17 protein-coding genes are annotated in these 23563 nt (G+C 66.1%); 9 read left to right on the top strand and 8 right to left on the bottom strand.

All coding sequences use genetic code 11. The annotated features are described in order from the left end of the window. Window positions 1-13 precede the first annotated feature (13 nt). The gene (locus SAMIE_RS18110) at window positions 14-949 is read left to right on the top strand and encodes a glycosyltransferase family 2 protein (RefSeq protein ID WP_066701087.1); all 936 of its coding nucleotides are present in this window, start codon (window positions 14-16) and stop codon (window positions 947-949) included. A gap of 30 nt (window positions 950-979) precedes the next feature. Here SAMIE_RS18110 and SAMIE_RS18105 read toward each other — a convergent pair whose 3' ends face one another. The 3 genes from SAMIE_RS18105 to SAMIE_RS18095 are packed head-to-tail and all read right to left on the bottom strand — an operon-like array spanning window position 980 to window position 4317. Continuing rightward, window positions 980-2116, bottom strand: a complete 1137-nt coding sequence (locus SAMIE_RS18105; RefSeq protein ID WP_066701086.1) for an acyltransferase family protein — start codon at window positions 2114-2116, stop codon at window positions 980-982. 46 nt (window positions 2117-2162) lie between these two features. Then, window positions 2163-3665 carry a polysaccharide biosynthesis protein gene (locus tag SAMIE_RS18100; protein ID WP_066701085.1) on the bottom strand — a complete coding sequence of 501 codons (1503 nt, stop codon included), beginning with the start codon at window positions 3663-3665 and terminating at the stop codon, window positions 2163-2165. Between the two features lie 19 nt (window positions 3666-3684). Beyond that, a complete protein-coding gene (locus SAMIE_RS18095) occupies window positions 3685-4317 on the bottom strand; it encodes a class I SAM-dependent methyltransferase (protein ID WP_066701084.1) in 633 nt (210 codons plus the stop codon). Window positions 4318-4424: 107 nt separating this feature from the next. On the opposite strand from SAMIE_RS18095, the gene SAMIE_RS18090 reads away from it, so the two are divergent. From SAMIE_RS18090 to SAMIE_RS18080, 3 genes are all read left to right on the top strand, one after another. Then, window positions 4425-6458: an acyltransferase family protein gene (locus SAMIE_RS18090; RefSeq protein ID WP_232037297.1), complete on the top strand. Its 2034-nt coding sequence runs from the start codon at window positions 4425-4427 to the stop codon at window positions 6456-6458. Window positions 6459-6726: 268 nt separating this feature from the next. Then, window positions 6727-7821, top strand: coding sequence for a glycosyltransferase family 4 protein (locus SAMIE_RS18085; protein WP_126516899.1), 1095 nt, complete (start codon window positions 6727-6729; stop codon window positions 7819-7821). A gap of 29 nt (window positions 7822-7850) precedes the next feature. Continuing rightward, a complete protein-coding gene (locus tag SAMIE_RS18080) occupies window positions 7851-9803 on the top strand; it encodes an acyltransferase family protein (protein ID WP_066701081.1) in 1953 nt (650 codons plus the stop codon). On the opposite strand, the gene SAMIE_RS18075 is transcribed toward SAMIE_RS18080, so the two are convergent. After that, window positions 9788-10747, bottom strand: coding sequence for a transglutaminase-like cysteine peptidase (locus SAMIE_RS18075; RefSeq protein ID WP_066701080.1), 960 nt, complete (start codon window positions 10745-10747; stop codon window positions 9788-9790). The genes SAMIE_RS18080 and SAMIE_RS18075 overlap by 16 nt on opposite strands. A 362-nt stretch (window positions 10748-11109) precedes the next feature. On the opposite strand from SAMIE_RS18075, the gene SAMIE_RS18070 reads away from it, so the two are divergent. Both SAMIE_RS18070 and SAMIE_RS18065 read left to right on the top strand, forming a co-directional pair. Then, window positions 11110-11865 carry a WecB/TagA/CpsF family glycosyltransferase gene (locus tag SAMIE_RS18070; RefSeq protein WP_066701079.1) on the top strand — a complete coding sequence of 252 codons (756 nt, stop codon included), beginning with the start codon at window positions 11110-11112 and terminating at the stop codon, window positions 11863-11865. Between the two features lie 48 nt (window positions 11866-11913). Beyond that, a complete protein-coding gene (locus SAMIE_RS18065) occupies window positions 11914-12948 on the top strand; it encodes a glycosyltransferase family 4 protein (RefSeq protein WP_162849090.1) in 1035 nt (344 codons plus the stop codon). 9 nt (window positions 12949-12957) lie between these two features. Here SAMIE_RS18065 and SAMIE_RS18060 read toward each other — a convergent pair whose 3' ends face one another. Continuing rightward, entirely contained in the window at window positions 12958-13869 is a 912-nt protein-coding gene (locus SAMIE_RS18060; RefSeq protein WP_162849089.1) for a class I SAM-dependent methyltransferase, read from the bottom strand. 202 nt (window positions 13870-14071) lie between these two features. Here SAMIE_RS18060 and SAMIE_RS18055 point away from each other — a divergent pair, with 202 nt between their 5' ends. From SAMIE_RS18055 to SAMIE_RS18045, 3 genes are all read left to right on the top strand, one after another. Beyond that, window positions 14072-15430, top strand: a complete 1359-nt coding sequence (locus SAMIE_RS18055; RefSeq protein ID WP_066701076.1) for an O-antigen ligase family protein — start codon at window positions 14072-14074, stop codon at window positions 15428-15430. 107 nt (window positions 15431-15537) lie between these two features. After that, window positions 15538-17991 carry a sialidase family protein gene (locus tag SAMIE_RS18050; protein WP_217998380.1) on the top strand — a complete coding sequence of 818 codons (2454 nt, stop codon included), beginning with the start codon at window positions 15538-15540 and terminating at the stop codon, window positions 17989-17991. After that, window positions 17991-19355 carry an O-antigen ligase family protein gene (locus SAMIE_RS18045; RefSeq protein ID WP_066701075.1) on the top strand — a complete coding sequence of 455 codons (1365 nt, stop codon included), beginning with the start codon at window positions 17991-17993 and terminating at the stop codon, window positions 19353-19355. Before SAMIE_RS18050 ends, SAMIE_RS18045 begins: the two co-directional genes overlap by 1 nt. On the opposite strand, the gene SAMIE_RS18040 is transcribed toward SAMIE_RS18045, so the two are convergent. The 3 genes from SAMIE_RS18040 to SAMIE_RS18030 all read right to left on the bottom strand — a co-directional run bounded on the left by SAMIE_RS18040 (window position 19347) and on the right by SAMIE_RS18030 (window position 23531). Continuing rightward, window positions 19347-19949, bottom strand: coding sequence for a hypothetical protein (locus tag SAMIE_RS18040; protein ID WP_066701074.1), 603 nt, complete (start codon window positions 19947-19949; stop codon window positions 19347-19349). The genes SAMIE_RS18045 and SAMIE_RS18040 overlap by 9 nt on opposite strands. A gap of 100 nt (window positions 19950-20049) precedes the next feature. Then, window positions 20050-22182, bottom strand: coding sequence for a GumC family protein (locus tag SAMIE_RS18035; protein ID WP_066701073.1), 2133 nt, complete (start codon window positions 22180-22182; stop codon window positions 20050-20052). Between the two features lie 50 nt (window positions 22183-22232). Further along, window positions 22233-23531: an outer membrane beta-barrel protein gene (locus tag SAMIE_RS18030; protein ID WP_066701072.1), complete on the bottom strand. Its 1299-nt coding sequence runs from the start codon at window positions 23529-23531 to the stop codon at window positions 22233-22235. Window positions 23532-23563: the final 32 nt, after the last annotated feature.

Genomic DNA, 23563 nt, shown 5'->3' with positions numbered 1-23563 from the left:
GGGCGCAGAGCCGATGAGTTTCACCGCCGACACACATGTTCCACGCGTCTCCGTCGTCATTCCCGCCTATAATTCGGCTGCCCTGATCGGCGCGACGCTGCGCACGGTGATCGACCAGACGATGCCGGACTGGGAAGCCATCATCGTCGACGATTGCTCCACAGACGATCTGGCGGCGGTCATCGACGGTTTTGCCGACCCGCGCATCCGCCTCATCCGCCATCGGGTGAATGGCGGCGCGAGCGCGGCGCGCAACACCGGCATCGCGGCGGCGAAGGGGCGGTTCATCGCCTTTCTGGACGCCGACGATGCCTGGGTGCCGGACAAGCTGGAGCGGCAACTCGCCGCCGTTCTGGCGCAGCCCGATCCCGACCGCGTCTTCTGCGTCACCCGCATGGTCGTCACGCTGGGCGACGGCCGGCAACTCATCCGCCCGGTGCGGGGCAAGCGCCCGGATGAACGGATGGACGAATTCATCTTCGTCGAAGCGGGCTTCTGTCAGACCAGCACATTCCTGGCCTCCGCCGACCTTATCCGAAGCATTGGCGGCTTTCGCCTTCTGCCCATCGGCGAAGACCATCTGTTTGCCATCGACCTGTGCAACGCAGGCGCGCAGTATCTGCTGATCGACGCGGCGCTTGCGACCTATGTGAACGAGATACGCGATAACCGCCTGAGCCGGATGACAAGTCTCGAGGACGGCAAAATCTTCATGGCCGCCGTCCGCGACACCCTGTCGCCGCGCGCGATGCTGGCCTATCACAGCCGCTATCTGGGCGCTTGGGAGCTGCGCAGAAATCCGCTCGCCGGTCTCGCCCTGTTGTTCCGGGCCGTCGCTGCGGGGGTCTTGTCACCGCGTCAGGCCGCGATCCTGCTGATGCGATCGGTGATTTCGCACGATCTCTATCACAAGATCAGGGCGAAGATACTGTTCCGGCAGGAAAATTGAGAAACCGGCAGCGCGATCGGGGCGACGGATTCATGCCGCAGCGGCGCTCGCCGCCACCGGCTTTGCCACCCGGACGTTTCTCGACAGCCATGCGGTGATCGGCCGCTCGACCAGCAGGTGCGCCATCACCGAAGCAAGGGTCGCCGCCAGCGTCACCAATGCGAACAGCGCGAGCGGAGAAAGGCCGGACACAGGCATGATCCTGACCAGCACCGATCCCATGGGCTGATGCAGCAGATAGAGGAGATAGGAAGCGCCCCCCAGCATTTTCCACAGACCCGCGCCGGGAATGCTCAGCCGTTTTTCCATCTTCGCAAGGCCATAGATCAGGGCGGCGGCGGCGATCAGATATCCGATGTCATCCGCCTGTCCCAGAACATGCTCGCCATGCGGGGCGAAGCGGCCGAGATGCCATTCCAGCGCGCCCAGCAGCGCAAGCGCGCCGCCGCCCCCCACGATCCACCAGAGCGGGTGCCGGTCAGACGGGCGCGCCACGCCCATGGCGCAGAGGATGCCGAGACCGAAGCCCAGATTGAGATTGCTGCCGACGATCGACCAGTTCCCCAGACCGAGCCGGTCGAGGTGAAAGGCGGCGCCGGTCAGGCTGGCGAAAATCCACAGACCCACCAGCCACAGCGCGCGGTTGCCGAACAGCAGCATCAGGGAAAAAAACAGGTAGAACACCACCTCGTGCCGCAGCGTCCATGAAATTGCGAGGATGGCGTCCTTGTGCGGCAGCAGCAGCAGGTCGAACACTATGCCCTGCATGGACGGAGGCCGGTTGACCGCCAGCGACGGCACCATCAGGAACCCGATCAGCATCACAAGGCTGATGCCCCAGAACATGGGAAACAGCCGGATCGCTCTCCGCACCGCGAAATATCGGACGGCGTTGGCACGTCCCATGTCCCGCCGATGGACATGATACATGATGAAGCCGCTCAATACGAAGAAATAGGGCACCCCCACATGCCCGGGGCGAAAGATGTTCGCCAGCACGGTCACATGGGTGAAGTCCTCCACCAGCGCCGTGTAATGAAACAGCACCACGCCCAGAGCCGCGAAAAAGCGTCCGGCTTCCAGGGAAATCAGCTTGTCGGGATGCGGGTCCGGCGCAGGCCGCGTCGCTGCCGCATCGTGGGCCGGGAGATCGTTGCGGTTGGACATGGGCCGACGTTAGCCAAAAGCGTGGAATGGGCAATATGCGCTGTCGTTACGGGCGCGCCAGCGGCCGGATCAGCCGCGCCATCCGATGATCGGCCGACCATCCGAAAGCCGCGAGTTCGCGCCAGCGCAGCGGTCGCAGGGCAAGCGCGCAGGCCAGATAGGCGATCATCGCCGCCAGCGTCATGCCCAGCAGGATCGGCGCGCCCGTCACCATGGCGCTCATCTCGAAGCCGAAAGCGGAAATGCCCGCAATGATCGCGACGAGCGCCCCCACCATCGGCAGGTCCACCACCTTGCGCACGCCCAGCCGATGCAGCAGCCGGTCGACCAGCAGCAGCCGGCAGGCCGCATCGAAAATCGGGCAGAGCAGCAGCACGATGAGGCCGAAATGCGGGATCAGCGCCAGCGCCAGACCCAGCGCGGCAAGGCTGGTGGCGAGCAAGGCAGAGAGTTGCGACCGGATGCCCACCGCGATGGCCGCCACTTCGAACGACCGATAGACCGAATTGGTGCCGATATAGAGCAGCAGGAACGGGAATACGAAGGCATAGTCGCCATATTTGCCCGCCGTCACCCAGTCCACCAGCAGCGTGCCGCAGCAACTGGTGACGATCACACCAGCGCCGATCACCAGCATGTCGATCTTGATGAGCAGCGACAGCCCGTGCTCCAGCCGCGAAAGCTCCCCGCTGCGGTTATAGTCGCGCACGATGGCAGGTTCGACGAACGGGAGCAGCAGCGACGCGGGGGTGAAGCGCTGGATGCTGAGCACCAGCGCCTGCGCAAAGGAAAAGGCCGCAAAAGGATGGATGGCGAGGAAATAGCCGCCCATCAGCCGCATCACGGGCGGGCTGGTCGTGAACCATGCCGCCGAACTCATATAGGCGCTCCACGCCATGCTGCGCAGCGGCTGCCGGTCGAGCGGCGCGATGTCGTCGCGCTGGTCCGCTTCGCGAAGGCGGCGGCGGATGGCGAGGAACAACATGATGCTGCTGCCCGACAAGGTGAAGCTGCTGATCGCCATGATCTCGATCGCCAGCGTCAGGCGCCCGACGCCATAGAGAAGGAAGAGCAGAACCAGCCGGACGAGGGCTTCGACCACCAGCGCATTGCGCGACGTGCGTTGCAGCCGCAGCGCCTGCGCCATCGCGTCAAGGTCGATCTGGACGATGGTGACGAGGATGAACAGGCATGCCGCGGCACCCAGCGCGAGCGGCGGCAACGCGATCCATCCCAGAGCCGCCGCCACCATACTTCCAGCCAGCAGGGCGACTGCGCTGGCCAGCACGCGCAGCGCGATCAGCGCCGGAACCAGCCGCGCCGCCGCGCGATTGCGGATGTCCCATCCCGCACGTGGAAGCACCTGCGCGATCACCTTGGGAATGCCGAAAGACACGCCGACCTGCAACAGCGCAAAAATGCCGAAAGCCAGCGCGTAGAGCGCATATTGCGAAGGGTCCAGCGCACGCACGATGACCACCTGCACCGCCATCAGCAGCACCAGTGTCACCAGACGGCCCGACAGGAAAATGGCGGCATTGCTGGTCATGGGCGCGGGCCGCAACGCCTCAACGAATGGCGATCAGCGATTTGGTGAGCGGCCCCAGCCGTTCGCGTTCGATCCGGGAATCGGGAAACAGAAGCGCCATTTCCCGCCGGGTCAGCAGGTCGATCCCTTCGATCCGCACCATCGCGTCGTCATAATCGCGCACGGCATGATAGCCGCGCGGCTTGCGCATCAGCATCCCGCTCTGCAGGGGGCGCGGATACCAGTGGATGAACAGGGTGCGGAAATGCGGCTCCATCGGAAACCAGAAATTGGGCGTCTGGATGAAATGATGGGGGGCGAGGCGGCGGATTTCCCGCGCCATCGCGACCTTGTCCGCCCAGTTGCCGACATGTTCGACGACGCTGTTGGAATGAACGACGTCAAAGCTGCCGTCGCTGAACTGCGGCAGGTTTCGCGCGTCGGCATGGATATGGGCATAGCCGTTCGCGCTCTCGACCGCCGGTTCGAGATTGGCGATGGTGATGTCCAGCGCGCGGTCGCCCCATAGCGGCTTCAATCCGTCCCAGTAATCCGCGCGCCCGCCGACATCAAGGATGCGAACCGGATTGCCGGCCCGCGCTACCATGTCGACCAGCTTCAGAAACCGTCCGAACCGCTTGCGACGGAAGATATTGCTGTACTCGTGAAGCACGCGCTACTCCCGGCCCTCGCATCTGCACCCGGTCGGCATATCGCTGGGCCGGATCGCTGTCTATCGCATTGTTGCATAAGCGAAGGATGGGGCAGCAGCGCGACGCAATGGGATGCAAGCGCCGGGCCGGGCTTGGCCTGACGGCGCAAAGATCGCATAACGGCCCTGTTCAGGCGGGTGGGGTGCCACAGGAAATGATCGAAGTGATGGCGCAGCCGCGATACGGCCATGGGGGGCGGGTGCGCATCGACATCCAGTTGCTGCGCGCGCTCGCCATTCTGCTGGTGCTCGCCCATCACGCCCGCATTCCCGGCATTCCCGGCGGCTTTCTGGGCGTCGATATCTTCTACGTCATCTCCGGCTATCTGATGACGGGCCTCATCGTCCGCGATCTCGACCGCCGCACTTTCTCGTTCCGCAACTTCTACGCCCGCCGCATCCGCCGCCTGCTGCCCGCCGCTTTCGCGACCCTTGCGGTCACCGCTCTGGTTGCGCCGTGGCTGCTGGACATTGGCGAATATCGCGACTTTCTGAAGCAGCTCATCGGCAGCTTCGGCTTCTTCGCCAACATCGCCCTGTGGCAGCAGTCGAACTATTTCGCGTCCGGCGCGCTGCTTAAACCCCTGCTGCACATGTGGTCTCTTTCGATCGAGGAGCAATATTATCTCCTGATCCCGCTGGTCCTTTTCCTCACCCCGCGCGCCCTGCGGATGCCGCTGATGCTTGCGGCGACCGGTGCCAGTCTCGCGCTCTGCTTCTATTTCCTGACCCGCAATCCCGCGGTCGCCTTCTACATGCTGCCGACCCGCGCGTGGGAAATGGGGCTGGGATCACTGGTCGCGCTTCGGGTCGCGAAGGGCAGCGGCGGCGGGCGGCGGGTGGCGGTTCGCGCCGCCTGCCTGCTGCTGTTGCTCGGAGTGCCCCTGCTGGTCGACGAAAGCGGGCATCCGGGCGTTCCGGCGCTGCTGGTCTGCGCGGCGACGGCGCTGCTCATGCTGCCGGGCCTTACGCTCGCTCCCCGCCCGTGGCTGGTGCCGCTCGTGGCGATCGGCGACCGGTCCTACTCGCTCTATCTCGTGCACTGGCCGGTCTATGCTTTTGCCAACAACATCTTCATCCGCCCGGTTCCGCTCTGGGTGAACATCGCCCTCCTGGCCATCGTATTGCTGTGGACCGAGCTGCAATATCGCCTCGTCGAGCAGCGGTTCCGCCACATGCAGGTCACTGGCCGCAGCCTGATGGCTCTGGCGCTGATCGCGGCGATGACTATCGGCGGCACGATGCTGGCCACGAAGGGAAGCGAAGACGATCCCGCAGTGCTGGCCCGCCGTCCGAACAGCGGTCTTGCGGAAGCCTGCGCATCGAATGGATCGACGCTATTGCCCGACGCCTGCCGCACAGGGCCGGGCGCGACCACCCAGCTCTGGGGCGATTCGCTGGCGATGGCACTGGCGCCGGGGCTTGCCGCGTCGCTGCCGGGCGGCCTTGTCCAGACCACCATGCCGGTCTGCGGCCCCTTCCTCGGCATCGCGCCGGTCAACGACCGGGTGCAGACCCCCGCCTGGGCAAAACGCTGCATCGCGTTCAACGACGCCGCGCTCGACCGTGCGATCCGGTCCCGCACGGCGGACACCGTGATCCTGTCGAGCGTGCTCGCCCAATATGCGCCGGGCGTGGAGCCTTACGACCTGCTGGTGCGCCGCAACGGCCGGTTCGTCCGGACGACCCAGAATGAGTCCGAAATCCTCGCCGCCGCGCGCCAAACGGTCGAGGCGCTTCGTGCTGCGGGCAAGCGCGTGATCTTCGCAGCGCCGACGCCCGATCCCGGCTTCGACATGGCGCGGTGCCGGGCGCGGGAGCTGCGGGGGGTGCCGACCGTCTATCCTGCGAGCGGCTGCGCCTTCACACTGGACGACGACCGCCGCGCCCGCGCGCCCGTCCTTTCCCTGTTGCGCGAGATGGAGCGCAGCGGCGTCCCCGTCCTGTCGGTCGCCCCGCTGCTTTGCCCGGAGGGGATGTGCCCGACCGACAGGGACGGCATCATCCTGTATCGCGATCATGCACATATGAGCATCGCCGGGTCGCAATGGCTGGGACGGCATGACCGGCTGGGGCAAAAGATGCGCGCGGCGGCGCGATGACAGATCCGGCCCAGATTGGCACATGAGTACAGAAATTCGTCGAATTAAAACAAGACGCGGCGATTATTATGCAAATTGGCAACGGTTCTTTTCCACCTGCTATTGTATCGGGGCCGCTCTTGGGTAGTAGTGGGATCGAAACAATGCGTGGCGCAAGAGGGACGCGGATGAAATTCGGGCGTTGGCCCAGTCGGAAGCGGGACGGGGCAAAGGCGCGTCACGGCTCTTTCCCTCGGATGACTTCGTCCGCACGCGTGCGCCGCCCTTGATGACCGGGCCGGTCACCGTCGCCATCCTCCTGTCCGAAGGGCGCAACTCGCGCGGTGGAATCGGGCGGGTCATCGGCTATCTGGTCCGGGGGCTGCATCAGGCGGCGCCCGACATCCGGGTGCGCCAACTGGCGGCCCGTCCCACGGTCGCGCCGGTTGTGAAGCATCTGACGGTGCCGCTGTGGATGGCGCTGTTCGCAATCGCGCTGATCCGGGATCGCGTCGACATCGTCCACATCAATGTTGCGCCCCGGGGTTCGACCTGGCGCAAGATGGCCTATGCGGCGCTCGCCCGGCGGCTGGGAAAACGTGTGCTGCTTCATCTCCATGGCAGCGCCTATGACGAATATTTCCAGTCGCTCGGAAAGAAGCGGCAGGACATGGTGCGCCGTTTCTTCGGCAGCGCGGACAAGGTCGTCACCCTGAGTGAGCGCTGGACCCGTTTCATGATCGACGACTTGCGCGTCGCGCCCGGACGGGTGGTGGAAATCGCCAATGGCGTGCCCGCGGCGCCCGACCTCCATTCGCCCGTCGCCGGCGGCGTCACGCGGATCGCCTTCTTCGGCGCGGTGGGGCATCGGAAGGGCACGGATATACTGCTTGAGGCGCTGGCTGCGCTGGCGGCGCGAGGAGTGGCGTTCGAAGCGGTGATCGGCGGCGATGGTGATGTCGAGCCGATGCGCGACCTCGCGAGAAAGCTCTCGCTGGGCGACCGGGTGCGTTTTCTGGGCTGGGTGGATGAACAGGCGGTGGATCGCGAACTGCGGCAATCGGACATCTTCGTCCTGCCCTCCCGCGCGGAGAACCAGCCGGTCTCGATCCTTGAGGCCATGGCGCGGGCGCTGCCGGTCGTCGCTACGCGCGTCGGCGCCATCCCCCGGCAGGTCGAGGACGGCGTGACCGGCCTGCTCGTCGAGGCGGGCGATGCCGATGGCCTGACCGGGGCGCTGGCCCGGCTGGCGCAAGATGCGGAGCTTCGCGGGTCGATGGGGCAGGCGGGCCTCGCGCAATTCCGGGCGCGCTTCTCGGTGGAGGCGTGCGCCGCCCGCTTCGGCCAGCTCTACCGCGAAATGGCGGGACGCCCGCCCAGGTGACGCAACAGGCGGGAACGGCCGGCGGGCACATGCCGATCGGCTACCGGCCCGACATCGACGGGCTGCGCGCCATCGCGGTGGGCGCGGTCGTGCTCTACCATGCGGGCATTCCCGGCCTGCCCGGCGGTTTCACAGGCGTCGACATCTTTTTCGTGATCTCCGGCTACCTTATCGGCGGCCAGATTTTCCGCGAAACGATGGCGAGCGGCTTCTCCTTCGCCGGTTTCTACACCCGGCGCGTGCGCCGCATCCTGCCCGCGCTCTTCTTCCTGCTTGCCGCGATGTTTCTGGCCGGGGCGGTACTGCTTTCGCCACAGGAACTGCGGGAACTCGGCAAGGAAGCCGTTCCCACGACCTTCGGCCTGTCCAACCTGCTCTATTATACCGGCGGCGGCTATTTCGGGCCGGCGAGCGACGCCCAGCCGCTGCTGATGACCTGGTCGCTGGGGGTGGAGGAGCAATTCTACATCGTCCTGCCCTTCATCATGATGCTGCTGGTGAAGCTGCGGCGTGACGCCATTCTCCCGCTGCTGGTCGCAGGCGCGCTGCTGTCCTTCGCCGCGTCGCTGCTGCTTCTGCATGCCGATCCAAAGGCGGCCTTCTACCTTCTGCCGCCGCGCGCGTGGGAACTGGGCATCGGCGTATCTCTCGCCGTCTGGGAGGAACGGCGCGGCGGCGCGCCCCTGCCCCGCGCACTGGCGCAGGGAGCTGCCCTGGCGGGACTGCTGCTGCTGGGAACGGGGATCGCGGCGTTCCGCGCGGACATCGCCTTTCCCGGCTGGTTCGCCCTGCTGCCGACCGTCGGCACCGCGATCCTGATCGCCACACCGGGGAGCGCCATCAACCGGCGCGTCCTGTCGCTCGCGCCGATGCGGGGGATCGGCCTCCTCTCCTATTCCTGGTATCTGTGGCACTGGCCGCTCTTCTACTTCAACCGCACGCTGGCGGGGCGGGAGCAGGAGGGCGGCGGATTGCTCCCGATCTGGGCGATCCTGTCGCTCTCGCTGGTCTGCGCCTTTCTTTCCTGGCGGTTTGTCGAAAGGCCGCTGCGGCGCAGGCTCCTGCCCGACCGGGCCGTGCTCATCCGTTACGGTCTGGCGGCGCTTGCCGTGGCGGGCGTCGGAGCCATGCTCTTCGCGTCCCATGGACTGCCCGCCCGCCTGCCCGCGCAGGCCCGGCTGTTCGCGGCACAGGCGATGGCGGCGCGCGAAAATCCCTGCCTTGCCCGCTATGGCGTGACCGCACCGGTATCGCCGGAGCGCTGCCTGCCGGATCTTCCCGCCGGGCGGGCGCGGCTGGTCGTGCTGGGGGACAGCCATGCCGCGTCTCTCTCGCCCGCCTTCGCGGCTCTGGCCCGGCGCGAGCATATGGGCTTCGGCGAAATGACCAAGTCCTCCTGCCTGCCCGTCGAGGACGCGGGCACGGCCCAGGCGGATAGGCCCGCCCATGCAGGCGAATGCCGCGCCTATCAGCGTGCGGCCTTCGCCCATGTGCTGCGCGACCCGGCGGCGCGGATGGTGGTGCTGTCAGGCTTCTGGTCCGCCACGCCCCGGCTCGAAGGGCCGGACGGATCGGTGGTGCCGGTGGAAGTTGCGCTCGACCGCGCGGTCGCTGCGCTGCGCCGGGCGGGCAAGCGGGTCATCGTCGTGCAGGACGCGCCGCGCTTCGCCTTCGATCCCTATGCGCGCGTGATGGGCGATTTTCTGCCGATGCGGCGATGGCTGCACGGCGGAGCGGCGGCGGAACCGGCAGGCGATGCGGCTCCGGCGGGCGATCCTGCAAGGTCAGCCATCGCGGCCATTGCCCGCCGTTATCCCGGCGTCACCCTGATTGATCCGCAGGCGGGTCTCTGCACGGGCGGACGCTGCGCCTTTCGCGACGAGCGCGCGATCTACTATTTCGACGACCAGCATCTGACCGCGCCCGGCGCGCTCCGGGCGCTGCGCCGTCTTTCCCTGAGCAGGGATCAGGACAGCGTCTGACCCGGCTCCGTCGTCACCATCTGCATCGGCGGCACGGGCAGCGGCGCGGGGCCGACGCGGTGCCAGCGGTTCGGATCGTCCATCGACTGAATGCGCAGCCAGCTATATTTGGTCTCGTCCCAGCGCAGCACATGCGGGCTGAGGCTGTCGAGCACCACGTCGCCTTTCGCCGTCCGGGCGATCAGCACGATATGCATGCCGTAATTGCGCTTGTAGACGACGGCAAAGGCCAGACGGCTGGGATCGAAGCCCGCCTCGACCAGTTCCATCCGCTTTTCGATCGCCAGATCCTCGCAATCGCCTGCCGCATTGCGGCCGATGCCCGGCCGGTTCCACCGTTCCGCCACGCCAGCGGTATAGATGTCGGCGATCTGCCGGACATAGGTGTTCACGACCGCGTTGACCTTGCGCAGCAGCGCGATGTCCGCCTGAACATTACCGGCGCTCAGGGCCGGCGCGGCGGCGGGCACAGCCTTGGGCGCGTGCACCCGGTCCACCGCCCCGGTGGCGATCTCCATTGCAGGGACCGGACGCGGCAGGCTGACGCTCGCGGGGAAGGGCGACACGGGATCGGCGATGCCGAGCGTCACGTTGACGGTCACCAGCGAAACACCCCAGGGCGTCGCCTGCGGCGCATATCCCGGCAGCACGATCGCGGGTAGGACCGGCGCTTCGAAGCGCGGAACCGCTTTCAGAGCGGCAGGCGTGATATCTAGCGAAACGGACGGTGCCGCCGCCAGCAGCGGGTGCGTCGCGTCATGTCCCGCCAGACACAGCGACTGATCGCGCTCGCACATCTCCACAAAGCCGGTCGGAGCGTCGGCAATTTCTCCGGCCGGCACGGTCGCCGTCCTGATCGCAGTCCCGGCCTGCGCCGGGAATGCGCCGGCGGCGCCCGCCAGCGTCAGCGCCACGGCCGCCGCCCTTGTGATTCGCTTGGTCATGTGAGCCTCCGCTGGGTCGGCGGCTCTTTTGACAGGCGCGGCTTAGGGCCGATTTAAGTGCAATGGTTACGGACAAAGTTACCATGAACGCGCCCGACACCAATATTCGCAGGCTCTGTGAGCGCAAAAAGATCACTGTCCTGTTCGCCCTGAAACAGGACGAAATGACTGAACTTTCCTTTTGATTATGCGCGGAATAGGCGATACATCTTTGGGGGCATCGGATAAATTCCTGAGAATGCTGCCCCTGTCGCCATCATCGGCAGGGTTTACTCAAACCCACGGCTCGGGTCAGGCTGAGCTTGCGATGGTCGTGGATGGCTGGGATGGCTGGGGCAATTGTTAGTGGCATTACCGATCACATGAGCCCTAACAAGCCGAGCGATCGTCATTTTACGGGTATCGCTGTCCGCACGACCGGAAAGGATGGCGCGACTGCCGAAATCCTCGATGCCGTCTATAGCCGAAGGCCTGCGCTCTTTTCCTTCTGCAACGCGGCGACGGTCAATCACGCGCACGGGTCGGCGGAATTCAAGTCGGTGCTGAAGGATATGGTGCTGTTCAACGACGGCATCGGCCTCGATCTGGCGAGCCTGCTGCTCTACGGCTCCTTCTTTCCCGCCAATCTCAACGGCACGGACTTCATCCCGCTGCTATTTCAGGCGGCCGACCGTCCGATCTCCGTCTATCTGCTGGGCGGGCTGCCCGGCGTCGCGGAGAGCGCGGCGCAGACGATCGAGGGCTATAACCCCAATGTCCGGGTAGTGGGCACGCATAACGGCTATTTCACGTTCGACGAAACGCCGGACATCGTCGCCGACATTGTCCGGCGTTCGCCCGATCTGGTGCTGGTGGGCATGGGACAGCCGCGTCAGGAAATCTGGAGCCACCGCGTGCGCGATCAGGTCAAGGTGCCTTTGCTGTGCGTCGGCGCTTTCATGGATTTCGCGTCCGGCCGCATGCCCCGCGCGCCGCGCGCCGTCCGGATGATGCGGATCGAATGGGTCTACCGGCTGGCGCTGGAACCGCGCCGCCTGTTCCGCCGCTATGTGGGCGGCGCAATCCCCTATTTCTTCCGCATTCTCGCCCAGCGTTTTCGACCGGGCGCCGGCCGCTGACGCGTGGCCCGGTCGTCTGAGCCGACAGCGACGCCGATGCGGGTGCTTATGATCGGCGGAACCGCGGCGCATCCGGGCGGGGTCGAAGCCTTTTGCGCACGCGCCGCCGAAGCCTTCGGTGACGATGGCGACATCCGGCTCGACTTCGCGCCTGCGGACACCGCCTTCCTCCCGCCCCGCCTCTGGCCCTCGCTCGCGCTTCGGGCATGGCGGACCGTCCGCCAGCATCGCGGCCGGATCGGCGGCATCTGGCTCCATTATGTAAACCTGCCCGACCTCGCCTATCTCGCAATGGCGCGGCTGATGGGCGTGCCGGTCCTCGTCACACCGCATCTGGGCACCAACTGGCGCTCGCAGTCCAATCCGCTTCTGCGCAATATCAGCCGCTTTCTGCTGGGACGGGCGAAGGGCATCGCGCTGCTGTCGCCGACGCAGGAGCGGGAGATCGCGCTGCCCGCCCATGTCCGCCGCTGGCAGGTGCGCACCTTCCTGCCCCGGCATCTATGGGCGCAGCCGGTGCCGGAGCGCGATGCATCGCGCCCGCTCCGCCTCATTCATTCCGCGCGGCTGTCCGAAGGCAAGGGCAGCTTCCTCTTCGTCGATCTCTGCGCGATCCTGCGCGACCGCGGCGTCCCCTTTTCCGCCTGCATCACCGGTGGAGCGGACGCGCAGACGATGGAGCGGCTCCATGCCCGCATCGCCGGCCACGACCTTACCGACCGGATCGCGGTGATGGGTCTGGTCGATGTCGAGGAACAGCTTGCCCAATTGCGCGCCGCCGATGTGCTCGTCCACCTGTCGCGCATCGATTCCTACCCGCTGATCGTGCTGGAAAGCCTGGCCTGCGGTGTATTTCCCGTCTGCATGGAACTCGCAGGCGCGCGGGACATGATGCAGAGCTATGCGGGCAGGCTGGTGTCGCCGCAAACTCCCGCCGAAAGCGCCGCGGACATCCTGTCGTCAGCCGATCCGGCGGCGCTGCGCGGGGAAGCGCTGGCAGCGGCGGAGCGGGTGCGCGCGGACCATCGCTGGGACGAATGCGTCGCCCTGCTCAAACCCGCAATGACGGCAACCTTCGCCTGAAACGCCCGTTCAGGGTGCCCGCGCGACGATATAGCTGTTGATCGCCGCCCAGTCGGTCGCGGGCAGGTGCGCGAATCGCGGGGAAATCGTCATCCCGTCGACCGGTTGACCCATCAGCATGTCGGCCGTCTCGATGGCAAAGCCGCCCGCCTCCACCAGCGCCAGCCATTCGGAATGCTGGATGCGGTTCTGATACTGGACATCGTTGGCGAACCACGCGTTCCATTTCTCTTCGGAAAACTGGAGATATTGTTTGTCGTGCGCGGATCTGTCGTAAATCTTCAGATGATCGAACGGCACGATCCGGTGCGCAATGATGCCGCCGGGCTTGAGGATACGCCGCATCTCGGCGATGAGGCCCGGCACCGCCGCGGCCGACACATGCTCCAGCACGTCGCTGCTGACGATGAGGTCCAGCGAACCGTCGGGAATGGCGGCGAGCGAACCGTCCGCCTCCACCATGTAGCGGAAGTTCAGCAGGCGATAGACCGCATCGAAATCCGGCGCGGTCAGCACCGCGTCCAGCAGCGCTTCGGCCCGGTCGATCGCGGCCGCCGGGCGGTCCACGTCACGCCGCAGCCGCTGCCGCAGTTCGCGTGCATAGGCCTGGAATCCGTCGAACTGGCGATTGTCCCAAACGTCGAAAAGGATCACGTCGACGTCGTAGAAGAGCCGCGTGAACAGCGCCTCCCAATGCGCCCAGCCGGTGCCCAGTTCCATCATCGTCATGCCGTCGGCGATGCCGCCGCGCGCCTCGATCCGGGCGAGATTGTCGTGCGCGCGCTGGATGTAATGCGCGGGCAGCCCACGGCCTCTGCGGCGCCCGCCAAGCACATTGCCGATCCGGCGATAGAGCTTCTTCGTCGCCGACCCGGACGATGCGAGCCGAAGCGCCTGAGCAGCCGCAAAATACTTCAGCATCGTTTCGACCTCTGCCGGGAGAACATCCTCTGTCCGCAAATCGCGCTGACGGGTCAAGGATAAAGCGGGCACGAAAGCACGCCCGGCCATCGACAGCGCCTCCATTTTGGGACAGGAAAGTCGTGAACTGCGCTGCAATGCACATCGACGGTTGCCGCCGCCTGCAATCGCGGCCACTATGCGCGCAGCGGGGAAGGACGCAATGGCACTCTTCAAGACACAGCGGTCACGGCAGAATCTGTTCGTCCGGCATCAGGTGCTGATGTTCAGCTTCGTTGCGTTTCTCATCATGGTGATGCTCACCCCCTATCTCACCATCTCCGCATCGGGTGAGGCAGGCGAGGGATCGGCGCTGCGGCAGGTCTTCTATTTCGCGGTATTCGGCCTGCTCATCTTCTCGGTGCGTCCACTCGGCCATCCCGAACGGCTGCTCGTCGTGCCATGGCCCATCGTTCTGGCCTTCGCATGGTGCACGATCACGCTGCTCTGGTCGCTCGACCCCGGCGTCGGGGGGCGTCGCCTCATCCTGACGGGAATCGTCATCTGGTCGGTCTTCATCGCGGTCCGCAACCAGCCTTTCGACGATACGATCATGCTGATTCGCGGCGTGCTGCTCCTGATGCTGGTCGTAAACTTCATCGCCGTGCTGCGCTTCCCCGAATTCGGCACGCACCAGTTCAACATGGAGGACGACAAGCAGCTTGTCGGCGACTGGCGCGGCGTCATGATGAGCAAGAATATCGCAGGCGCGCTCTGTTCCGTGACCGTGCTTTTCTTCCTGTTCGGCGGGGGCAAGGTGCCGATCTGGCTGCGCGTTCCGGTGATCGCCGCGTCGCTCGTTTTCCTCTTCTTCTCCCAGTCGAAGACATCGGGCATCATGATGGCCGGCTCGGCGCTCATCGCCCTGCTCTACAATGTCTTCCGCTGGCGCTACCGCTCCTGGGTGATCGCGCTGCTTTTCCTGGCGTTCGCGGGGCTGGCGGCCTTCCTGTCGGCCTATCATCACCCGTTGCGCGATGCGCTGGACGATCCCCACGCCTTCACCGGCCGCGCGCAGATCTGGGACGCAATGCTGCGCTATGCCGCCGACAGCCACTATGTCGGGGCGGGCTTCGGCTCCTTCTGGTTCACGTCCAACAGCCCGATCTTCAATTACGCGCATGACTGGGTCGCCACGGTGACGCAGGGGCATTCGGGCTATCTCGACCTGCTGATCACGGTCAGCCCGATTGGCGTCGTCCTCATCGCATTCGCCCTGATCATCTGGCCCGCACAGCAACTGCTGCGATTGCCCGTGGGCCTGTCGCGGGAGGCCGCGCTGCCGCTCGGCGTCATCTTCTTCTGCGCCGGTCATAACGCCACCGAAACCAGCATGTTCGACCGCGATACGCTGATGAACATCTTCATGCTGGCAGCGGTCGCGATGATCGAGCAGATCATGGCGACCCGGCGTGAACGCCCGAACCTGTCACGCGGGAATAACCGGCGATCCGCAGCCTCGCCCCAGCCCCTGTCGAGGCCCGACGAAGGATCGCCGATGCCCGGCGGAGCCTTGTGGTAGCGGCACGCAGCCAACCTGTCGGCCTGTTGCCGGACCTGACGGCCCCATCCCGGCCGTCCATGCTCGTCCCCCTGCCTCCGGCCCGATCGCGATGGACGATCTGGCCTTTGGGCTTTTCCAGACGTGGCGCGATGCTCGCCGCGCTGGCGGCGCTCCTGATCCTGACCGTCATCGGCATTCAGCGGATCGCGTCGCGCACGCCATCCGCGCTGACGGCGGGCGAATGTGCGACGCCGGATCTTGGCCCCCTGTCCCAGCGTGTCATGCTGCAACCGCTCATGCGCATCGTCCGCAATGCCCGCTGCGCGCTGGCAGGCTCGATCGCGCTTCAGGTGCCACCGGCCGCGGCGCAGTCCAGCGGCCCCGTGGAGGGCGAGACCTACCTCTGGGCGCCCGTCGCGATCGGCGGCGGCGGCTTCATCAACGGATCGGCCTGGGACGCAAAGGGGGTGACGCAGGTCGCCCGGTCGGATGTGCACGGCGCCTATCGCTGGAACGCGCAGCACGATCGCTGGGAATTGCTGACCACCGCACAGTCGATGCCGCCCGCCTACCGCCAGCAGGCAGGCGCAACCTTCGGCGTCTTCGAGATCGCGGTCGCGCCTTCCGATCCGCACCGGCTCTATATGGCGGCCGACACCCGCATCTTCCGTTCCGATGACGCTGGCCAGCACTGGACGGCTACAGGAAACAATGATTTCCCCGGCCCGCTCGACGCCAACGGACCTTATCGCAATCACGCCAGTTCGCTCGCCGTCGCGCCGGATGACCCCGATTTCGTCGCCTTCGGCTCACCGCAGCGCGGCCTCTCTTTCTCGCGCGACGGCGGCGCCCGATGGCAACCCGCCACCGGCCTGCCCCCGGCAAGAACATCCGGCAAAGCGAACGACACGCCGCCTGCCCTCATCCTCTGGTTTGGACGGGGCAGGGCGGACAGGGGCCGCCTCTGGGCCGCGGTGCCCGGCAGCGGCGTCTTCATCGCCGACCCGCGCACCATGCGTTTCAGCGCTGTGGGCGGCCCGCGTCAGGGCCGCCAGTTCGCGCAGGGACGCGACGGCAGCCTCTACATCATCGATTCGCAGGCGCAGGCGCTGTCCATCTGGCGCGATGGCCGTTGGGCCTCACCCGGTCCCTCCGCGCCGAACGCGCCCTTCGCCGGAATCGCCGCCGATCCCTTCGCCAATCGCCTCTACCTGATGGATGAAGGCGGGCGGGCATGGTGCTCGACCGACGGCGGGCGGGCATGGATGGGCGTCAACCGCACCTCGGCGCCGGGTGAGCGGGAACCAGCCTGGCTGCGCATCGCCAACTCCTCCTACTTCGCCGTAGGGTCCATCGCCTTCGATCCGGCGCGCAAGGGGCGACTCTGGGTCAATGCAGGGACTGGCCCCTATTTCGCCGACCTCAAGGACGGATGCGGCCCCCTCACGCTCATCAGTCAGGTGCGCGGTATCGAGGAAACGGTTGCCAACGACGCGATCCAGCCGCCCGGCGGTCCGCCGCTGTTCGCCATGTGGGATTTCGGCATCCACGTCAAAAGCCGTCTCGACCGCTTCTCCTCGACCTACGGCCCGAAAGAGCGGATGATCATCGCTGCGCAGGCATTGGACTGGAGTCCCGCCGACCCCCGGTTCATCGTCACCAACGCGTCGGACACCCGCACCGGCTGCTGCGCGGAGGATGGCGATTCGGTGCTGGCCGGATACAGCCTCGACGGGGGGATCAACTGGTCCCGCTTCCCCGCCCTTCCTCAGCCACCCGGTACACGCGCCGACGATCCATGGCGCATGGCGTTCGGGACGATCGCCGTCGCGGCGAACGACACCCGATCCATCGTCTGGGTTCCGGCCTTCAACCGGTCTCCCTTCTACACCCGCGACCGGGGCAAGAGCTGGCAGCGCGTGGTCCTGCCCGGCGAGCGCGGCCCCAACACCGGCTCCTTCAGCGCATTCCATCTCGCCCGCAGGTCGCTGGCGGCGGATCGCGTATTGCCCGACACTTTCTACCTGCTGCATTCCGGCGATGCTCCCAACGAAGCGCTCGCCGGGCTGTGGCGCTCCACCGATGGCGGCCAGACATGGGACCGCCGCTTCTACGGCGAAGTCGCGCCCGGCAGCGCTTACGCCGCCAAGCTGCGCGCGGTGCCTGGGCAGGCGGGGCACCTCTTCTTCACCTCCGCCGTGCATCAGGGCGACGCCCGCCTGCGCCGCTCGACCGACGGCGGCTCAAGCTGGCAGGTCGTGCCCGGCATCGACCGGGCTGACGACATCGCTTTCGGCAAGGCGGCGAGCGGATCGAGCTATCCCACCATTTTCCTGTCCGCTCTCAAGGACGGGCGCTATGGCATCTGGAGATCGACGGACAATGCCGCAAGCTGGCAGCGCATCGCCGCTTTCCCGTTGGGCCGGCTGGACCGCATCAAGGTGATGGAGGGGGACAAGGACGTGTTCGGCCGCGTGTATCTGGGCTTCGTGGGATCGGGCTGGGTCTATGGCGAGCCTGCTGCCTGCACGCCGCCTGACGATCGGGACGAAAATGACTGCGCGAAAGTCCGGCGCTGATGGCGGAGGCGGAGTATCGCGCCCAGCTTCCGGTTCTGGTCTCGCGCCGCCGCATTCCGCCGGCCGTGCGGCAGGCCGCGCCGCTGCTCAGCGCGCTGGCGATGACCATCGGGCTGGCGTTCAACGGTCTCAACGACGCCGCCGGGGAAACGGTGGCTGCGATGCTCGGGGCGGGGCTGCTCGCCGCCCTTCTGATCGACGCGCGACCCGATGCCTATTTCTGGCGGCAGAGAAAACCCGTCCTCATTCCCGCCCTGCTCGCCGGCCTGTGGCTCAGCCTCGGCGCGGGAGGCATCGGCCTTTCGCCCGCCATCCCCATGCCCTATGCGCCCGATTTCGCCGGCCCCGCGCTGATGGCATGGTTTGGCGGCCTCGCCGCGCTGATCGGCGGGAGCATCATCGGCGCCGACCGGGTCCGCATGGAACGCACGATCCGGCTGGTTCTGCTGTGCATCGGCGCGACGCTGTTCATCGGAATGCTGATGTGGGTGGCGGGACCGGGGACATCGGCGCTCGATTACTGGTCGGTCAGCCGGCGAGGCCGCTTCGCCGGGATGGTCAGCAATGTCAACGTGACGGCGGCGCTGGCGGGCGGCGCGATCCTTCAGGCCACGGCGCTGGCGATCCTTGCCCGCCGGCGCGCGCGCGAACGGAAGGACGGCCTGCATAATCTCTCGCTCGCCCTCGCCGTCAGCGTCATGGCCATCGCCTCCATCGCACTGCTCCTGACCGCCGCGCGCTTCCCCATCGTTGTCACCGTCGCGCTCCTGATCTCGCTGGCGGCGCTGCTCCGGCGGCGCAGGCGCCGGCGCAGCCGCGCGATCGCGCCGTCATGGGTCTGGCCGCTGCTCGGCCTGCTGGTCGCAGCGCTGCTGTGGTGGCTGTCGGGACCATTGCTGGCCCGGTTCGACACGCTGGGATCGGAAGCGCTGGTGCGCTCGATGATGTGGGACCATTATTTCGACCTTGCCGCTGCCTCGCCGCTTCAGGGTTACGGCCCCGGCTCCTTCCCGACGCTCAATGCGGCGACGCTCGACGACCCGTTGACTGCCGGGTCGCTGTGGTTCGTCAATTCCGCGCACAGCCTGTTCCTCCAGATCGCGCTGGCGGGCGGCTTTCCCTATCTTTTCCTGATGGTCTGGGCGGGCTGGGCGATCCTGTACCCCGTCGCACGGCTCGCGTGGCGGGGATCGTTGCCGATGGACACGCTGGGCACCTTCGCGCTGGTGGTCGCTATCCTTCTTTGCGCCACCGTCGACATCGCGCTGGACGTTCCGGCGGTCGTGCTTCTCACTTTATTCCTTGCCGGTCTGCTGTGGGGCCGCGCGCTCAAACTCAGGGAGCATGGAGTGGCGTCAGCGTAGCGCGCGCCGCAGTTGCAGGCGGTGCCACGCGGACAGCACGGGGGCATAGGCGTCGGTGTCGCGGATCTGCGCGAACATCTGCAGCCGGGCGGATCCGTTGATCTGACCGTAGATCAGCGCTTCGTTGATGAGCCGTGCCTGACTGCCCGCGTCGAGCCGCCCCCATTGACGCGCGCCATAGCCGACCCGCCATTCCGCCGCCCGATAGAGAAATGGCGCTTCCCGATAGCTCCGCGCCAGCGCGTCGATGGCCGAAGCATCGCCTTCGCCGGCCAGTTGGGAACGCAGCAGCGCGCGAATCACCCAGGCATCGGCGGAATGCGGCCTGCGCGCCGTCACATCCGCCACCGTCTCGTCCGCCGCGATCAGCGCCGGGCGCCGCGTCGGCGCGGGAGCCGTGGCGTGCTGCTGCGCGATGAACAGGGCGTCGGCCAGCAGGGCGCGGGGCGGCTTGTCGGCGGGAAGATCGGGGTCAGGCTCGGGCGAAGGCCGCTCGCTGCGCAGGCTCACTGCCTGCCTCTGCAGGCGTGCGACCGACTGCGCGATCACCATCTCGCTCCGCAGACCCAGCCAGCCCGCAATCAGCAGCGCCATCGCCGCTGCCAGAGCGACTATCGTCAGGAGAGGCAGGCGAACCGCTCCGCCCCTCCTGCGAAAGGAGGCACCGCGCCGGGACCGGCGCGGTGCGACGCGATCAGCTCTGCGAATAATAGGCCGAATATTTCTTGCTGTAATAGAGGCCGCCGATCGCTTCAGCCGACGAATCGACCATGGTGTAGATCGCACCGACCGGGTTGGCGCCGTCCGACTTCAGCCAGCTCAGCGCCGACGCCGCCGCGCGGCCCGGCGTCGAATCCCAGCGGATGATGAGCGCGGTCACATCGGCCTGCACCGCCAGGAAGCGGCCATCGGCCAGCCCCACCAGCGGCGGCAGATCGAGCACGATCAGGTCATATTTGCCGCGCACTTCCTCAAGAACGCGCTCCATGCCGCCATTACCGAACAGATCTTCCGAACTGAAATAGGGTTCGCGCACCAGCATATGATCGAGATTGGGCACATCGCCCGGCTGGATGGCCTGCGCGACCGTCGCTTCGCCATGCAGAACCTCGACGATGCCGGGCCTGTCCTGCGGATTGGACACCAGCGGGCGCAGCGCCGCACGGCGCACGTCGCATTCGAGCAGCAGCGTGCGCGCATTGTTCATCGCCAGCGTGCGGGCGAAGGCGAGCGCCGTGGTGGTCTTGCCTTCGCTGGGCAGCGCGGAGGTGAGTGCGATCACCTTTGGCTGGCGCGCGGCGTTCACGCCCAGGATCGACGCACGGGCGATGCGCAGCGATTCGGCGAACATCGACGTCGGCTTTTCCAGCAGCAGATCGGCCGGGTTCAGCGACTTGGGCACCTTGGGCACCGCAGCGATCACCGGAATGCCGAGCAGATTTTCGACGTCCTCGACCGACCGAAGCCCCTTCACCAGCATTTCCTGCACCGCGATGGTGCCGGCGCCAGCGGCCAGCGCGACGATGAGCGCCAGTGCCGCGAAGACGGGCTTGTTGGGGAAGCTGGCGTTCAGCGGCGGTTCGGCGCGATCGACGATCACCACCTGTGCGATCTGGTTCTGTGCCGATTGCGAGCTTTCGAGCGCCATCTGCGACATGCGGTCATAGGCGGTGCGCTTGGCCATTGCCTCGCGCTGAAGCCCTTCGGCGATCACGGCGTTGCGGGTATTGTCCGCCCGCTCACCCTCCAGGCGGTTCATCGAAGCGCGCAGGCTGGCGGCACGCGCCTCGGCCGAGGTGACGTTGGCGCGCAGCGATCCGATCACGCGCTGCGCTTCGTCGGTGATCTGCTGATCGACGCTGGCCAACTGGTCGCGGACACGGACGCTTTCGGGATGCTTCTCGCCATAGCGCGCCTGCACCTCGCCCATGTTCCGCAGGATGTCGGCGCGCTGGCGGCGCAGATCGCCGATCACGTTGGACATACGCACTTCGGACACCGAATCGAGGCCGCCCCGCGAGATTTGCGTCAGTGCGGCGCTCAGCGACGCGCGCGCTGCCGCGGCTTCCGATTCGGCGGTGGCGAGCTGCGAGGAAAGCGGCCCGACCTGCTGATCCACCATGGTGCCGCCTGCGCTGCCGGGCGTCGACCCTTCCGTCAGACCGGCGCGCGCCCGATATTGCGCCAGAGCCGCGTCGGCGGCATTGACTTCGCGGCCCAGCGCCGCAAGCCGCTGGTTGAACCATTCGGTCTGCCGCTCGGCGTTCCCGACGCGCGATCCCGTCTTGGTCTGAAGATAGATTTCGGCAAAGGCGTTCGCAATCAGCGCCGCCTTGTTCGGGTCCGTCGACTGATAGCTCACACCCAGAATATAGGTCAGCTTCTCACGGCCTACCGACAGATTCTGGAGCAACTGGCGCGCGATGGCGGTTTCCCGGTCGGCCGCGCTCAGCGTTGCGGCTTCGGCCGATGTGTCGACCTTCTCCGCAAATTCCGGGTCGCGGTCGAGCTTGAGCTTGCGCACCACCAGCCGCGCCTGATCGAGCGAGCTGATGACGGTCACTTCGGTCTCGATCGCTTCGGAACTCAGGCTCTGCTGGGCGTCCGCCTGCGTCTGAGCCAGCGGATTGCGGTAGGGGTCGATGCGCACGCGCGCGGTCGCCGTATATTTCGGCGTGAGCATGAAGATGCCCGTCACGCCCAGCGCCAGGATGATCCCCGACACAATCGCCATGGTGATCCATCGACGTCGAATCGTATCCGTAATCACCAGCACCAGGTCGGAAAATTTTCCTTCCTGGGCGTCGGCAGTGTGAACGATTTCCATCCTTAATCCACCTCAATTCGTCTGGGTCGGCCGCCTGTGTCCGGGACGGATCAACGCTGGATAATCAGCGCGACCTGCATCCGGAATTCACCATAGTTGCGACCGAACTCGACCGTGTTCGTCTTTCGTTTGCCGTAGGACAGCCCCGCCTCTATCCCGAAAGTACGCGAGGCGAGGTACCGCCCCCCTCCGGTGAATCGATAGATATCGTTTTTTCGTTTTGTGCCGATATAGTCCTGAAATGCGGCTTCTGCCTGACCGTATAAAATAAGGTTCTGCAGCAGTTCGTGGTCCACCCGCAAGCCGATGCGGTTGTCGAAATAGGCGTCCACCGTTCCCAGCGAGCTGTCTTCGATCACGCGTCGCCCGGTCAGGGTGAAGGTGGTCAGCGGGCTGAAGAAATATTCCAGCTTCGCCTCGGCCGAAAAACCCTTCGCGTCGCGATAGAGCGGCGAATCATAGTTGCGCCACAGATAGCCGACGCCGACGATGCCGCGCAGGAAGCCTGCTATGTCGACATTGAGACCCGCCAGCGCACGCACGCCGTTGGAATCGCGATTTTCGACGCCGCCGATGAAAGCCGTGTCGTAATTGGTACGGCCGTAGGATAATTGCCCGTACAGGCCCGTGCTGGGCGTGAAGGCATATTGCAACTGGCCCGTCACCCGGTTGATATCCCGGTCCCGGAAGCGCTGGTTGCGCTCGGTGCCGTCCGGAAACTTGATCTTCGCGAAGTCGAACACCGAATGATCGACCGCCAGAACCGCCCGGACCTGTCCAGCGCGATATTCTCCGCGCAGTGCGACGGTTGCGGTGTCATAATGCGACAGCGCGCTGTTGTCGGTTTCGATTTCGCCTGACAGTGGCGATTCGAACTGGCGGGCGAACTGCCCTTCCAGCGTCACCGCCATGTCGGTGCTGAGGTCATATCGTCCCGTTCCGCCCAGCGAAAACACATCCTCATTGCGGGCGGATTCGCCGATGAAGCGGCGGATGGTGCCGGAACCGCGCAACTGCACGAGATGCCGGTCCCAGTCGCTCGTCGCGCGGACAGAAGGCGTGGCAAAGAGATAGGGCGCATCGACCTTGTCGCCGCGGCCCAGATAGATATTGTCGCTGTATCCCAGACCCAACTGGACCTGCGGCAAAATGATGAAAGAGCCGGCGCGCCAGCCCAGCGGATCATAGTCCGGGCGGGGCCGCTCGACGACGCTGACATTCCGGTCACGGTCGAAATCGGGCGGAATACTTGGCTGCAACAGCAATGTTTCCGACTGCGCCGTTGCCAGCGTCGGTATCATCGCCGTGCTCAAGGCAAGCAGGCTGGCTGCGAAAACCCCCTTAGTCATAATCGCTCCCTGCCGTTCTTTTTTGTTGGTAT

This window comes from Sphingobium amiense, assembly GCF_003967075.1.
Classification (GTDB): domain Bacteria; phylum Pseudomonadota; class Alphaproteobacteria; order Sphingomonadales; family Sphingomonadaceae; genus Sphingobium; species Sphingobium amiense.
Note: the sequence above shows the minus strand (reverse complement) of the source record. Positions and strands in the feature narration are given on the sequence as shown.

What these genes read in the sequence shown, in the direction of transcription:
- SAMIE_RS18080 (WP_066701081.1), top strand. Translation starts at nt 7,851, where the DNA reads ATGCCGATCGGCTACCGGCCCGACATCGACGGGCTGCGCGCCATCGCG.
- SAMIE_RS18085 (WP_126516899.1), top strand. Translation starts at nt 6,727, where the DNA reads ATGACCGGGCCGGTCACCGTCGCCATCCTCCTGTCCGAAGGGCGCAAC.
- SAMIE_RS18065 (WP_162849090.1), top strand. Translation starts at nt 11,914, where the DNA reads ATGATCGGCGGAACCGCGGCGCATCCGGGCGGGGTCGAAGCCTTTTGC.
- SAMIE_RS18055 (WP_066701076.1), top strand. Translation starts at nt 14,072, where the DNA reads ATGGCACTCTTCAAGACACAGCGGTCACGGCAGAATCTGTTCGTCCGG.
- SAMIE_RS18045 (WP_066701075.1), top strand. Translation starts at nt 17,991, where the DNA reads ATGGCGGAGGCGGAGTATCGCGCCCAGCTTCCGGTTCTGGTCTCGCGC.
- SAMIE_RS18035 (WP_066701073.1), bottom strand. Translation starts at nt 22,182, where the DNA reads ATGGAAATCGTTCACACTGCCGACGCCCAGGAAGGAAAATTTTCCGAC.
- SAMIE_RS18110 (WP_066701087.1), top strand. Translation starts at nt 14, where the DNA reads ATGAGTTTCACCGCCGACACACATGTTCCACGCGTCTCCGTCGTCATT.
- SAMIE_RS18030 (WP_066701072.1), bottom strand. Translation starts at nt 23,531, where the DNA reads ATGACTAAGGGGGTTTTCGCAGCCAGCCTGCTTGCCTTGAGCACGGCG.
- SAMIE_RS18040 (WP_066701074.1), bottom strand. Translation starts at nt 19,949, where the DNA reads ATGGCGCTGCTGATTGCGGGCTGGCTGGGTCTGCGGAGCGAGATGGTG.
- SAMIE_RS18100 (WP_066701085.1), bottom strand. Translation starts at nt 3,665, where the DNA reads ATGACCAGCAATGCCGCCATTTTCCTGTCGGGCCGTCTGGTGACACTG.
- SAMIE_RS18090 (WP_232037297.1), top strand. Translation starts at nt 4,425, where the DNA reads ATGGGATGCAAGCGCCGGGCCGGGCTTGGCCTGACGGCGCAAAGATCG.
- SAMIE_RS18075 (WP_066701080.1), bottom strand. Translation starts at nt 10,747, where the DNA reads ATGACCAAGCGAATCACAAGGGCGGCGGCCGTGGCGCTGACGCTGGCG.
- SAMIE_RS18070 (WP_066701079.1), top strand. Translation starts at nt 11,110, where the DNA reads ATGAGCCCTAACAAGCCGAGCGATCGTCATTTTACGGGTATCGCTGTC.
- SAMIE_RS18060 (WP_162849089.1), bottom strand. Translation starts at nt 13,869, where the DNA reads ATGCTGAAGTATTTTGCGGCTGCTCAGGCGCTTCGGCTCGCATCGTCC.
- SAMIE_RS18105 (WP_066701086.1), bottom strand. Translation starts at nt 2,116, where the DNA reads ATGTCCAACCGCAACGATCTCCCGGCCCACGATGCGGCAGCGACGCGG.